This is a genomic window from Mesorhizobium sp. (assembly GCF_004963255.1).
Classification (GTDB): Bacteria; Pseudomonadota; Alphaproteobacteria; order Rhizobiales; family Rhizobiaceae; genus Mesorhizobium.
In genome coordinates this window covers 24,340-36,418 of sequence record NZ_SUGA01000048.1, presented here as the reverse complement: position 1 = coordinate 36,418, position 12,079 = coordinate 24,340, and the positions used below count along the sequence as shown (strand labels likewise).

13 protein-coding genes are annotated in these 12,079 nt (G+C 61.1%); 1 reads left to right on the top strand and 12 read right to left on the bottom strand.

The window, feature by feature from the left end; all coding sequences use genetic code 11:
* Positions 1–180 (top strand): hypothetical protein (locus tag E5X34_RS29940; RefSeq protein ID WP_206631216.1); only part of this gene is annotated, 180 nt, incomplete at its 5' end.
* A 29-nt stretch (positions 181–209) separates the two neighbouring features.
* On the opposite strand, the gene E5X34_RS29935 is transcribed toward E5X34_RS29940, so the two are convergent.
* The 12 genes from E5X34_RS29935 to E5X34_RS29880 form a co-directional block, all read right to left on the bottom strand.
* Positions 210–452, bottom strand: coding sequence for a DUF2274 domain-containing protein (locus E5X34_RS29935; protein ID WP_024502859.1), 243 nt, complete (start codon positions 450–452; stop codon positions 210–212).
* A 12-nt stretch (positions 453–464) separates the two neighbouring features.
* Positions 465–1,679 (bottom strand): TrbI/VirB10 family protein, encoded by a 1,215-nt coding sequence (locus tag E5X34_RS29930; protein ID WP_063169228.1) that lies wholly within the window; start codon positions 1,677–1,679, stop codon positions 465–467.
* Positions 1,676–2,701, bottom strand: a complete 1,026-nt coding sequence (trbG, locus tag E5X34_RS29925) for a P-type conjugative transfer protein TrbG (protein ID WP_164548809.1) — start codon at positions 2,699–2,701, stop codon at positions 1,676–1,678. Before trbG ends, E5X34_RS29930 begins: the two co-directional genes overlap by 4 nt.
* Position 2,702: 1 nt before the next feature.
* Positions 2,703–3,434: a conjugal transfer protein TrbF gene (trbF, locus tag E5X34_RS29920; RefSeq protein WP_063169230.1), complete on the bottom strand. Its 732-nt coding sequence runs from the start codon at positions 3,432–3,434 to the stop codon at positions 2,703–2,705.
* The gene (trbL, locus tag E5X34_RS29915; RefSeq protein ID WP_063169231.1) at positions 3,435–4,757 is read right to left on the bottom strand and encodes a P-type conjugative transfer protein TrbL; all 1,323 of its coding nucleotides are present in this window, start codon (positions 4,755–4,757) and stop codon (positions 3,435–3,437) included.
* 33 nt (positions 4,758–4,790) lie between these two features.
* Positions 4,791–5,516: a P-type conjugative transfer protein TrbJ gene (gene trbJ / locus E5X34_RS29910; RefSeq protein WP_024502854.1), complete on the bottom strand. Its 726-nt coding sequence runs from the start codon at positions 5,514–5,516 to the stop codon at positions 4,791–4,793.
* Complete coding sequence (trbE, locus tag E5X34_RS29905; RefSeq protein ID WP_063169232.1) at positions 5,513–7,963, bottom strand: conjugal transfer protein TrbE; 2,451 nt, start codon at positions 7,961–7,963, stop codon at positions 5,513–5,515. The genes trbJ and trbE overlap by 4 nt, the downstream gene beginning before the upstream one ends.
* Positions 7,957–8,229 (bottom strand): VirB3 family type IV secretion system protein, encoded by a 273-nt coding sequence (locus E5X34_RS29900; protein ID WP_024502852.1) that lies wholly within the window; start codon positions 8,227–8,229, stop codon positions 7,957–7,959. Before E5X34_RS29900 ends, trbE begins: the two co-directional genes overlap by 7 nt.
* Positions 8,229–8,537 carry a TrbC/VirB2 family protein gene (locus tag E5X34_RS29895; protein ID WP_024502851.1) on the bottom strand — a complete coding sequence of 103 codons (309 nt, stop codon included), beginning with the start codon at positions 8,535–8,537 and terminating at the stop codon, positions 8,229–8,231. The genes E5X34_RS29900 and E5X34_RS29895 overlap by 1 nt, the downstream gene beginning before the upstream one ends.
* Positions 8,538–8,549: 12 nt before the next feature.
* Entirely contained in the window at positions 8,550–9,518 is a 969-nt protein-coding gene (gene trbB, locus E5X34_RS29890) for a P-type conjugative transfer ATPase TrbB (protein ID WP_024502850.1), read from the bottom strand.
* The gene (locus E5X34_RS29885) at positions 9,515–9,928 is read right to left on the bottom strand and encodes a CopG family transcriptional regulator (protein ID WP_063170364.1); all 414 of its coding nucleotides are present in this window, start codon (positions 9,926–9,928) and stop codon (positions 9,515–9,517) included. The genes trbB and E5X34_RS29885 overlap by 4 nt, the downstream gene beginning before the upstream one ends.
* Positions 9,929–10,044: 116 nt before the next feature.
* Positions 10,045–12,069 carry a conjugal transfer protein TraG gene (locus tag E5X34_RS29880; RefSeq protein WP_063169233.1) on the bottom strand — a complete coding sequence of 675 codons (2,025 nt, stop codon included), beginning with the start codon at positions 12,067–12,069 and terminating at the stop codon, positions 10,045–10,047.
* Between the last annotated feature and the right edge of the window lie 10 nt (positions 12,070–12,079).

Genomic DNA, 12,079 nt, shown 5'->3' with positions numbered 1-12,079 from the left:
TATCCGCCTCAATCAACAGGCCAGATCAATGGCTTGCGGATAGTTCACGGCCGACCAAATCGAAAATGCAAACTTAGGCTGTTGCGCGGTATCTCCTTCCACATCATCTCTTGCGCATACCTGCATTCCAAGGTGTTTGATCCTATGCTTCGCGAGGAGCAGGTAGGTCGCGACAGCTAGGCAATGTTCCAGCTGCCCTAGCGGAGGAGTCACGATTTTCCGGCAAGCTCCGTCGGCAGACGTTCCTTTCTGGCCTTGGCAAAGGCTCGGTCGCCTTCCAGAAACGCCGCCAGCATGAAAGGGATGAGTTCTGCCACGGTTTCAGACTGACCATAGGTCTGACGGTAAAGTGCAGCATACTCCTTGAGTGTTTGGCTCAGCTCCGCGCTGACGGTAATGGTGATCTTCGAAGCTGTTCGGTCCGGAAGTTTTCCAAGTTTCAGGTCAGCCATGATAACTCCTGCTCAACTGGCGTATGGCCGCAGCACGATGTCCTTGTGCACGATGACGCGCAGTGGCCAACCTGGGCGGACGACGATGGTGGGCTGGATATTGAGGTTTTTTTCGGTGATGCGCTGGCCGGCTCGACTGGCGTTCTGCTGGGCTGATTCCCGGATCGCCTTGACCAGATCGCTCTCGTTTTCGCCGAGGCTGAATTCTGTGCCGACACCGAGCAATGTGGCAAGCGCCACTCCCTTGATCATCTGCCAAGTGTGGAAATCGACTTCGTCTTCCAGCCCTGCGTAGCCGGCGGTGTCGCTCGCGGGCAGATTGTCGATTTCGGCCGACGAGCCGTCGGGCAGCAGAATGCGCTGCCAGACCAGCAGCGCTCGCTTTTGCCCGAACGCGACGACGCTGTCGTAGACGCCGATAAGACGTGAGCCCTGCGGAATCAGCAATATGTTGCCCGTGACCGTGTCGTGCACATTTTCGGTGACTTGCGCGACGACAAGGCCCGGCAAATCGGAATTGATGCCGGTGATCAGGCTGGCGGCAATCACGCTGCCAGCCATCAGTTGATATGGCGAGATCGGCGTCTGCAGCGCATGCGGATTGTAGATCCCGCCAGTGCTCCGCTGGCTGAGAAAATCAAGCTTTCGCTGCTGATTGTTCTGGTCGCCTTCCGCCGCCGCCACCGAGGCTGACGCGCGTCCTGCTTCGGATTGGGGAAGCGCCTCAAATGGATGCTGAGCAGTTTGCACGCTCTCTCCGACATCTGTCTTTTGAGCTCGATTTTCGACGCGGAAAAGCACCCGCGATTCACGCGCTTCGATCGCCTGCTGCGCTAGACGCTGCTCCTCGGCCGAGATGTCTTGGCCCGGCACGATGCCGAGCTGGCGCTGCCGCTCGAGGATGGGGCGGCCGAGGTCGCCCGGCAAAGGTAGCCCAAGGACGGGAGGCTTCGGCTTCATGCCGGAATAGTCATGGGGAAGCGTATCGAGCCCCTCGGCGGTTGGTTTGCGCTCAGTGTTGTAGAGATCTTCCGCCTGATCCCTGATGCGAAGGGCCGGCCCCTGGAGGGCGATCATGGTAACGCCGAAGACAGCGCCGGATCCGAGCGCTGCGATCGCGATGATCACACCGCGCCTGAACCGCACCACGCGGCGGGGAGAGGCCCGAAGCTGCAGTTCCTCGGGATCCAGTTTCGGCGGGATGCCAGAGCGGGAATTTTCGATCATGAGTCCTCACCTCGCCGGCTGCCGCGAAAGAGCGAGATCCGCCGTTGCGGTTGCCTGCCGTCAATCCTGCTGATGCGGATCACCTGCTGCCGCTTGGTGCCGAGGCGAAGTTCGGCCGCGGCGAAGAGCCGATCGACGATGTAATAGTTGCCGCGCACGCGATAGTTGACGAGCTCGCTGCTCCCATCTGCGCCGACGATGAAGAGTGGTGGCGCCTCGCCCTGATCTATGCGACGAGGGAACTCAATATAGACCTTGCTGCCGTCGTCGAAGGCTCGCGTCGGTCTCCAGGGCGGTGTGTCGCCACTGATTGAGTAGCGAAAGCGAAGGTTTTCGAGCGCGATATTCGACGCGACCGGTGTAACTGCCTCGGCTTGAGCATTGCGCTGGCGAAGCGCGATGATCTGGTCTTGGCTGTAGGTCCAGGAGATTGCCGCCATTGCGGTCTTCTCGGTGCTTTGAAGCTGCAAATGATAGGTCCGCCGGTCCGTCGTAATGACGACATTGGTGGCAAGACCCGGCGCGAAGGGTTTTACCAGAACATGGGTGCGCTGATTGTCACCGGTGCCGCTTGCGGTATCGCCAATGACCCAGCGCACGGTGTCGCCAGCCGACACGGCGGTTAGTTTCTCGCCCGGCTGCAGAGCGATGTCGGTCACGCGCTCCGGCGCGGCATAGAGTTGATAAAGCGCGCCATCGGTGAAGGGGTAGACTTGCACGGCATTAACATACCCGTACTTGGTGGGTTGCTGGGTCGCGGCTTTGTTGGCATCAGCGACGCGTTCTTCAGGGGGGCGCTTGTCCTCGGCCTTGCCGGGCTCGGGCTGCATTTGGCCAGGCAGCGGCAGTGGTTTTGGCACCTCGACAATTCTAATCGGCCTCTCCGGCGCCTTTTCGATCGCGGCCGGTTTGAAGTCGGCAGCGTCATAGGAAATCTCAGGCGGCGGCACCTTCTTCGATGCACAAGCGGAAACGACCGCTGCCGACACCGATAGGATCAGCACGGCACGAATCGGTGACATTTTACCTTTCATTGGTGGACTCCGTCGGAGAAAGGGGGGTTGGGACGGCGCTGTCGAGCTCGCGTGACCAGTCAATGGCATTGATGAAGACGCCGAGCGGATTCTTGCGCAGCTGATCCGTATTGCTTGGCGAGCGAATCACGATCGTGAGGATCGCAGTCCAGCGCATCGTGCTGGCAAGGCTTCCGCGCTCAAACACCTGCTCGGTCCATTTGACCTGGAATGAACTTTCGGAGGCTCTGACCACGCTGGTGACCTGTACCGAAACACTGCGCGTTCCGATCTGACCGAAGGGGTCGTTCGCCTTGGCGTATTCGTTGAGGAAGAGCGCTGCGCGATCGCTAGCAAAGTCGTACGCTGCCAACCAGTTCTGCCGTACCAAAACCGGATCGGTGGAAACGGAACGGACATTCTGGATGAAGCGGCCGAGATGCCAGGCGATCTGAGCATCCGAGGGCTCATAATTCCGGATCGCCGGCGCGACGGCGCGCGTCTCGCCGAAGCCATCGACCTCGACGACATAAGGCACGACACGGCTTTGCATCGACTGCCATACGAGTCCGCCGGAAAGCCCGGTCGCCAAGGCCAGGCAGCCAAGGGCCATGATCCGCCAGTTCCTGGCCTGCAGTCGAGATGAGCCGATGCGCTCGTCCCACAGCTGGGCGGCTTTTTGATACGGCGTGACCGGTTCGGGTGTTTTGCCGTAACGGTGCACGGGTCGCTTGAAGAGCATCTAGTCATCCTTGTCGTTGAGAGAGGGGGTGGCGCTGCCTCCCGGCCGGTCTCCGTCTCGGACAGCTTGCATGGCAGCGTGGCGATTTGCACGGGCGGTCTGTTCAGAACGTAGGCGCCTTGCCCACGTCGGCGCCGAAACAGTGGCCGAACCGGCAGAGCGTTCGGTCATTGGCGCTGTCGGCGTGCCGCCGGTCGCGGTCCACGCGGCATCGCGCCCGGCATCGGCGTTGCGCCCAACACTTGCAGTGGCGGATCGCGCTATGCGTATAGCGGCGCCGCCAGCTGCACTGGTTACACCATGCATTCCAGCAGCCACACCGGAGAGGCCAGCGTCGGGCGAGGTTGCGCGCCCGATCTGCCATGACGTGGAAGCAGCCGATCCCATTGTTGTGCCGGCTCGGATGGCGGCGACACCGCCGCTGGTTGCCATACGCGCGCCAGCAAATGCTGTGCCTCCAGCAACGAGTGATACACCCGCTGCCGCCGCGGTCGTGCCGAGGGCGGCGCCCGCCCCAAGCTGCGGTGCGCCTGAGACAAGACCCGACGCGATCCCCGGCCCAAAAATGCCAAGGCCAAGCAATGCCAGTGCGCCCAGTACCTGGGACATGGCACCGGCAAGATCCGGCTCCTTGCCTTGCAATGCGGAAGCGAACTCCCCGAAGAGCGTGGAGCCGATACCGACAATGACGGCGAGCACCATCACCTTGATGCCTGACGAGATAACATGGCCGAGCACGCGTTCGGCCAGGAACGCTGAACGGTTCCAAAGTGCGAATGGAACCAAAACAAAACCTGCCAGCGTGGTGAGCTTGAACTCAAGGATGGTGATGAAAAGCTGGATGGAAAGGATGAAGAAGGCGATGATGACCAGGAACCAGGCCATCAGCAGCACGAAGATGGTCAGTGCGTTGCCGAAGATTTCCGGGAAGCCCAGGAGCTGACTGGCTTGGTCAAGCATTGGCCAAGCACCTTCGAAACCGGTCGCGGCAATGCGGCCCGGGCGCAAGAGATTGTCTGCCGACAGATTGCCGGCCGACGCCTTAATCCCGAGACCGGCAAAAGAACGATAAACGATATCGGCGAGGTTCTTGAAATTGTTCAGAATGAAGGCGAAGACGCCAACATAGAGCACCTTGCGGACAAGCCGGCCGAGAACGCTGGTTTCGTCGCCGAGCGCCCACGCCAGGCCGGCAAGTGTGATGTCAATGCCGATCAGAATGGTAGTGAGGAAGGCGAGGTCGCCCGATAGCAGACCGAACCCGCTGTCGATGTAGCGGATGAAGGTCTCCATGAAGCGATCGATGACGCCAAGGTCGTTCATGCCGCTGCCTTTCTCGTCGTGATGAACTCGTGATTAATTGCCGGGATAAGCCGAGCCGGTACCCAAGAATCGCTTCGTCATCTCGCGGGCGGCTTCGTCTGACTGGGCCTTGCGGGCGGCATCCTCGGCCTCAGCTCGAAACTGCGTTGCGAGCAGCGTCTGGATCTGCATCTGCTGTTTTGTCGAAAGCGCCATCAGCTGGTTGGTGGCCTGGCTTGCCTGAAGCGCACCGGCCGCCCCTTGGCTGCGGTTGACGAGATCGGCGAGCAGATCGCCGTCGGCGCGGACGTTCTCGACGATTTGCGACTGGACACCCATGGTCTGGCGGAACGCCTGCATGGCGGTTTGCCAACGCTCCCGCGCAGCACTCGCCACATCGCTGACTTTGATCGTGGCGTCGTAGCTTTCCGGATATTGGCTGCGCCACTGGTCTTGAAGCTTGCCCAGATCAAAGCTGAGGCCACTCGCCTGGTCCATCAAGCCGTCGATGCGATGGAGCGAACCGGTGAGTTGGCCAACGGAAGAGAAATCCAGACGCTGAAGATTGCGCGCCATGTTCTGCAGCATGGTCGCCTGATTCTGCAGCGACTGGATCTGGTTGTTGATCTGCTCCAATGCGCGCGCGGCCGTCAGCACGTTCTGCGCATAATTGGACGGATCGAACACGATAAGGGCGTAGGCGGGCTGCACATAGTCGGCCATAGGCTTGGCGATCAGGGAAACGGTGATCAGGCCGGAGAGAAGGCGTCGCCGCATCATGAGAATTGCTCCTTGTCTGGTTGAGGGAATTGCTTGAGAAGTTCGCCGGCCCAATCGAGGCCGCGCGCGATCAGGAACTGCGAGGCAAAGCTGCCTTGCCCGTCTTCGGACATGATCCTGTCGATCAGAGTCTGCGTGGCCGGATCGGAAGCACCGCAAAGCGCAAGAGCGATGGGGCCAAGCTCGAGCTCGAACAGACGGTTGCCGCGGCGCGATTGCAGATAATACTGACGCTTCGGCGTGGCGCGGGCGATCAATTCGATCTGCCGCTCGCTTAAACCGAAGCGCTCGTAGGCTGTGCGCGCCTGGGGTTCCACGGCACGATCATTGGGAAGGAAAATGCGCTGCGGGCAGCTTTCGATGATTGCCGGCGCTATGCCAGAGCCCGCGATATCAGCCAGCGACTGCGTAGCGAAGACAACCGACACGTTCTTCTTTCGCAGCACCTTCAGCCATTCGCGGATGCGGGCGGCGAACAGCGGATTGTCGAGATAGACCCACGCCTCGTCGAGCATGATCAGCGTGGGCCGTCCGTCGAACCGTTCCTCAAGTCGCTGGAACAGATAGGTAAGCACCGGCAGCAAAGCGCTTTGGCTGTGCATTAACTCCTCGGTCTCGAAACACTGCACATCCGACAAGGCCAGCCCATCATGATCGGCATCGAGCAGGCGGCCGAAGGGACCGTCGAGCGTGTAGGGCATCAATGCGGTCTTCAGCGCATTGGATTGAAGCAGGACCGAAAGACCGGTCAGTGTGCGTTCCTGCGCCGGCGCGGTGGCAAGGCTGGCCAGCGCTGACCAAATAGCCTCCTTCACCTCCGGCGTGACGGTGACGTTCTCGTGGGCAACAAGGCTGGCGATCCATTCGGCCGCCCAGCTTCGGCTAGCCTGGTCGTTGATGCTGCGCAGTGGCTGAAAGGCAAGGGAACCGTCCGCTCCTAGCGCGTGGTGTTCTCCACCCATGGCAAGTGTTGCAGCACGGGCCGAATTGCCTTTGTCGAAGACATAAACCTGGGCGCCGGCGTAGCGCCTGAACTGCAGAGCAATCAGAGCAAGCAGAACCGACTTGCCGGCGCCGGTCGGACCAACAACCAGCATGTGGCCGACATCTTCGACGTGGGTGGAAAGCCGAAACGGTGTCGACCCACTGGTCTCGGCAACGAAAAGCGGTGGCGCTTCGGTTTGGGTGACTTTCGCGAGATGCTCGTTTGTCGCAGGACCGGCCCAAACCGACGACAGCGGCATGAGATGGGCAAGGTTCAATGTATGAACGAGCGGTTGGCGAACGTTAGCGTAGACATGGCCAGGCAATGAGCCGAGCCAAGCCTCGACCGCATTGACGCCTTCTCGGATCGTGGTGAAGCCGAGCCCATTGATGATGCGCTCGACCGCGCGAAGCTTCTCTGCAGCGGCTTGGCGATCCTCGCCCCACACCGTCACGGTGGTGGTGAGATAGCCGAAACTCACATGATCACCGCCCAATGCCTGAAGGGCTTCGTCGGCATCGAGCGCCTTGTTGTCGGCATCGCTATCGACAAGCGGGACCGGCTCGTTGGTAATGACCTCGCGTAGGATTGCCACGATCGATTTGCGCTTGGCAAACCACTGCCGGCGCAATCGCGTCAGCGTCTTCGTGGCTTCCGTTTTCTCGAGCGGAATGAAGCGCGTCATCCAGCGATAGGCGAAATCCTGATGATTGAGGGTATCGAGGATTCCGGGCCGGGTGAGGTTCGGAAAGCCGAGGATGGTCAGTGTGCGAAGATGCTGCTCACCCAGCATCGGCTCCAGGCCACCGGTAAGCGGCGCATCGACCAGGATTGCATCCAGATATATCGGCGTTTCCGGGGCCATGATAGGATGGCGACGAGGCGAAATCGTGCCGTGGAGGTAGGTCAACGTCTGAGCATCATCGAGGACGCGTACTTCGGACATGAAACCCGAGAAGAGATCGAGCACGCGGTTGGTCTCGTCACGGAACCTCGCCAGATCCTGGCGCCAGTCTCTTTCTCCTCGGGAATAATGAGAGTCGACGAGCGTGCTTTCTGCGCGCGCCTGGGCGTCCGGCGGTGGCATAAACACCAAGGTCAGATGATAGCGGCTCTCGTAGTGCGCTACCTTCCCCTCGAAAGCAGCGCGGCGTTCTTCGTCGACCAGCCACGACGCGGCGTCAGGAAAATGCGAGTTCGGATAGCCCAGCGCTTCTGTGCGCTCGGCCTCAAAGAACAATGCCCAGCCAGAGCCAAGGCGTCTGAGAGCATTGTTCGCCCGGGCGCAAATGCCGACGAGTTCAGCCTCCGTCGCACTTTCGAGATCCGGGCCGCGGAACCGCAACGTCCGCTGAAAGCTGCCGTCCTTGTTGAGCACGATGCCGGGCGCCACCAAGGCAGCCCAGGGTAGATGGTCGGCAAGCCGGTCGGCTTTGCTTCGATATTCCGAAAGGTTCAGCATGCAAGCCACCCCTTCAGACGTAGGTGGCGCACAAGCACGCTGGCGAAGTCCGGATCGCGTCTTGCGGCAAACACCGCTAACGAGTGGCCTGCGATCCAAAGCACCAGACCAGCAATCCATTGCTGCAAGCCGAAGCCAATGGCCGCGGCCACTGTACCGTTGAGGATCGCCACCGCGCGCGGAGCCCCGCCGAGCAGGATCGGCTCGGTCAGCGCCCGGTGGACCGGTACTGCGAAGCCCTCGATATGCTGCTCCCCGGCGGCCATCAGACGAGCGCCCCACCACCGAAGGAGAAGAAGGAGAGGAAGAAGCTCGATGCCGCGAAGGCGATCGACAGACCGAAGACGATCTGAATCAGGCGCCGAAAACCACCGGCGGTGTCGCCGAAGGCAAGCGTCAGGCCGGTGGTGATAATGATGATCACCGCAACGATCTTGGCGACCGGTCCCTGCACGGACTCCAGGATCTGCTGCAGCGGCTGCTCCCACGGCATGCCGGAGCCGGCGGCATAAACCGGGGCCGTGATAAGAAACGCGAGCGCTGTGGACGAAAGAAAGCGAAGCTTCTTGCGCATGAGGAAGGCCTTTCAAAGCTGCTGGAGTTGCGAAAGCGTGAGCGGGGCAACGGCGTAATCGCCGCTGCCGTCGAGACCGGTGACCTCGGCGATTGCGTCGATGTGGCGCGACGAGCCGCGTCCCGCTATGAAGACGATCAGATCTATCGCCTCAGCGATGAGCCGGCGGGGAACGGTGACCACCGCTTCCTGGGCGAGTTGCTCAATGCGATAGAGAGCCGAGCGCGCGGAATTGGCGTGTACGGTAGCGATGCCGCCTGGGTGCCCGGTGTTCCATGCCTTCAGCATGTCGAGCGCTTCCGCGCCCCTCACCTCGCCCACGATGATGCGGTCCGGCCTGAGCCTCAGCGTCGAGCGCACGAGATCGGCAAGGGTGACCGAGCCCCGCCTTGTTCTCAGGGCAACGCAGTCCCTGGCCGCGCACTGCAGTTCGCGTGTGTCCTCGATCAGGATCACCCGATCGTCGCATTCGGCGACTTCAGCCAGCAGAGCGTTGGCGAGTGTTGTCTTCCCCGAGGAAGTGCCGCCGGCGATCAGCATGTTGCGCCGCTCGCGGACGGCCTTTTTCAGCGCATCGGCCTGCAGCGGCAGCATGATGCGTTCGGCAACATAGTCGGCCAGGGTGTAGACTTTCGCGGCGGGCTTGCGGATGGCAAAACATGGCGCCAACACCACAGGTGGCAGCAGGCCTTCGAAGCGTTCGCCAGACGGCAATTCGGCACTGACGATCGGGTTGTCGGCGTGCGCCTCGGCGCGCACGTGCGAAGCAACCAGGCGGATGATACGTTCTGCCTCGGACGGGTGCATGTGAACGTCGGTATCGACCCGACCTTCGCCTAACCGGTCGAGTCGCAGCGCGCCGTCGGGATTGACCATCACCTCGATGACGGACGGATCGGCCAGGGCTTCGGTGATTGCCGGACCCATGGCGGTGCGCAGCATGACACGCCGCCGGTGGTCGGCCTCGGGATGAGAGCTCATCCTTCCCCTCCCCCACCATTGTCTTTGCTAAGCGACTTTTTGCCGGAAGCGATCTGGCGGCCGACCTTCTCAACGAATTTCTCGAAACGCTCTTGGGCAATAGCCTGCGTTGCCCGATCCGGGACCGGCGTGTGGGCGTGAAGGGTGATCGAAAAGCGGATGAAGAGCGCCAGGCTCTCCAGGATCACCTCGGAATCGCGCCTGACGTGGGCAAGATCGCGGGAGAGCCGGTCAAGCCTTACGCCGTAGCGCCGATCGAACTCGCTCTCGCCACGCCGCTCGATGAACGCCTCGATCGCCTTCCCCACGATCGCTGATTTGGTCGTTGACGGATCGCGACTGAGGTTGTCCAGTTTCTCGCTGAGCTCCGGCTCAAGCAGAAACTGATGGCGAATGCGGTGCGGCTTCATGCGGATCGTTCCGACGGCCCGGCGTTGCGCCGGCGACGGGAGAAGCATCGGCCAGACGCTCAAAATTGCTTATGGCCGTTATCTACGCTGAGGTGCGCTCTGCAACTCAGCGGACTTCAGAAGCCGGGAATGACATCGTCGCCCCTGCCCTCGTTGATACCGTAGACGCGGGCCGCAGTGGAAATCCGATCCATGACACGCTTGTCCGCGAGCGCTTCGCTGTCATCGTCTGCGGGCTTGTACAGATCGGCCTGATCGGGCTCTTGAGAGACAACAACGTCTTCTTCGGGCAGGCTTGGATGGCGTTGCTGCTGAACGCCTCCCTCGTCTTCAACTGGCGCGTCGGCGCTTTCCTCGTCCGCAGCAAGTCGGCTATCGACGCTGCACACTTGTCCAGTCCAGCCGTCCGGGCGTGATGCAGGGCAGTCCGCATAGGGTCCGTCGTGCAGCACCGGCGCAGGCAGCACCCGATCTGTGAAATTCTGATCCTGATAATAGCGCAGCTTCTTGGCGCGGATCGGCGGCAACCCAGAAACCAGGACCAATTCGTCTGACGGCGGCAATTGCATCACCTCGCCTGGCGTCAGGAGCGGGCGCGCGGTTTCCTGGCGGCTCACCATGACATGTGAAAGCCAGGGCGCAAGCCGATGGCCCGCATAGTTGCGCATCGACCTAAGTTCGGTTGCGGTGCCGAGGGCATCCGAGATGCGCTTGGCCGTGCGTTCGTCATTGGAGGAAAAGGCAATTCGCACGTGGCAATTGTCGAGAATAGCATTGTTCTCGCCATAGGCCTTTGAAACCTGGTTCAAAGATTGTGCGATCAGATAGGAGCGAATGCCATAACCTGCCATGAAGGCGAGCGCCGTTTCGAAGAAGTCGAGGCGACCGAGCGCCGGAAACTCGTCCAGCATCATGAGCAGCTGATGCTTACGGCTCTTCTTCGGGTCCCCCTCCAGACGCTCCGTCAACCGCCTGCCGATCTGGTTCAAGATCAGTCGCACAAAAGGCTTGGTGCGCGAGATATCCGAAGGCGGCACGACCAGATAGAGCGACAGCGGTCGCTCTCCATCCACTAGGTCAGCGATGCGCCAGTCGCAGGACGAAGTGGCCGCCGCGACCGTTGGATCACGATAAAGCCCGAGAAAGGACATGGCGGTCGAGAGGACGCCTGAGCGCTCGTTTTCCGACTTGTTCAGGAGTTCGCGAGCCGCCGAGGCCACTACGGGATGGACCTGAGGGTTATGCCCCGTCCCGAGATGGTTTGTCGTCATCATCCGCCGTAGCGTTGCGGCAAACGAGCGTTGCGGGTCCGACAGGAAGGTGGCGACGCGGGCCAGCGTCTTGTCCTCTTCAGCGTAGAGCACGTGCAAAATGGCGCCAACTAGGAGTGAATGGCTGGTCTTCTCCCAGTGGTTCCGTCGCTCCAGCGCGCCCTCGGGATCGACGAGGATGTCGGCGATGTTTTGAACGTCCCGGATCTCATCTGGGCCTTTGCGCACCTCCAGCAGCGGGTTGTAGCGTGCCGATCTCGGGTCGGTCGGATTGAACAGAAGGCAGTACGAGAATTTCGACCGCCAGCCGGAGGTCAACTGCCAATTTTCGCCTTTTATATCATGAATGATGGCAGACCCGGTCCAGGAAAGTAGCGTTGGAACAACCAGCCCCACGCCCTTGCCCGAACGCGTCGGCGCAAATGCCATGACGTGCTCCGGGCCGTCATGGCGCAGATAGCGATCGTTCAGCCTACCGAGGAAAACGCCCGCCGGCCGTAACAACCCTGCCGTCTCGACCTCATGAGTCGTGGCCCACCGTGAAGACCCATAGGTCGTAACCGACCCGCGCTGTCGCGCGCGCAAAAGCGAGCCAGCGATTGCGGCGGCACAACCCAGGAATCCGCTGGCGCCTGCAAGCGTACCGGCTTTGTCGAAGACCTCCGGCGCATAAGCATCGAAGTGGAACCACCATTCAAACAGCTTCCACGGCTTGTAGATTGGCCAGCCGGCGAAGAGAAACCATGGTGCGCCGAGAGGCGTCTGGTAGGTCAGCATTTGAGCGCACCATTGGGTTGCCGTCCATACGCCGATAATGACAATTGCGCACACAACGGCGATCTGCCCGATCAGTAGCTTCGTAGGTGTCATCGGCTTGGCC

Coding starts and splice junctions, on each gene's coding strand:
- E5X34_RS29935 (WP_024502859.1), bottom strand. CDS start 452: ATGGCTGACCTGAAACTTGGAAAACTTCCGGACCGAACAGCTTCGAAG.
- E5X34_RS29930 (WP_063169228.1), bottom strand. CDS start 1,679: ATGATCGAAAATTCCCGCTCTGGCATCCCGCCGAAACTGGATCCCGAG.
- trbG (WP_164548809.1), bottom strand. CDS start 2,701: ATGTCACCGATTCGTGCCGTGCTGATCCTATCGGTGTCGGCAGCGGTC.
- trbF (WP_063169230.1), bottom strand. CDS start 3,434: ATGCTCTTCAAGCGACCCGTGCACCGTTACGGCAAAACACCCGAACCG.
- trbL (WP_063169231.1), bottom strand. CDS start 4,757: ATGAACGACCTTGGCGTCATCGATCGCTTCATGGAGACCTTCATCCGC.
- trbJ (WP_024502854.1), bottom strand. CDS start 5,516: ATGATGCGGCGACGCCTTCTCTCCGGCCTGATCACCGTTTCCCTGATC.
- trbE (WP_063169232.1), bottom strand. CDS start 7,963: ATGCTGAACCTTTCGGAATATCGAAGCAAAGCCGACCGGCTTGCCGAC.
- E5X34_RS29900 (WP_024502852.1), bottom strand. CDS start 8,229: ATGGCCGCCGGGGAGCAGCATATCGAGGGCTTCGCAGTACCGGTCCAC.
- E5X34_RS29895 (WP_024502851.1), bottom strand. CDS start 8,537: ATGCGCAAGAAGCTTCGCTTTCTTTCGTCCACAGCGCTCGCGTTTCTT.
- trbB (WP_024502850.1), bottom strand. CDS start 9,518: ATGAGCTCTCATCCCGAGGCCGACCACCGGCGGCGTGTCATGCTGCGC.
- E5X34_RS29885 (WP_063170364.1), bottom strand. CDS start 9,928: ATGAAGCCGCACCGCATTCGCCATCAGTTTCTGCTTGAGCCGGAGCTC.
- E5X34_RS29880 (WP_063169233.1), bottom strand. CDS start 12,069: ATGACACCTACGAAGCTACTGATCGGGCAGATCGCCGTTGTGTGCGCA.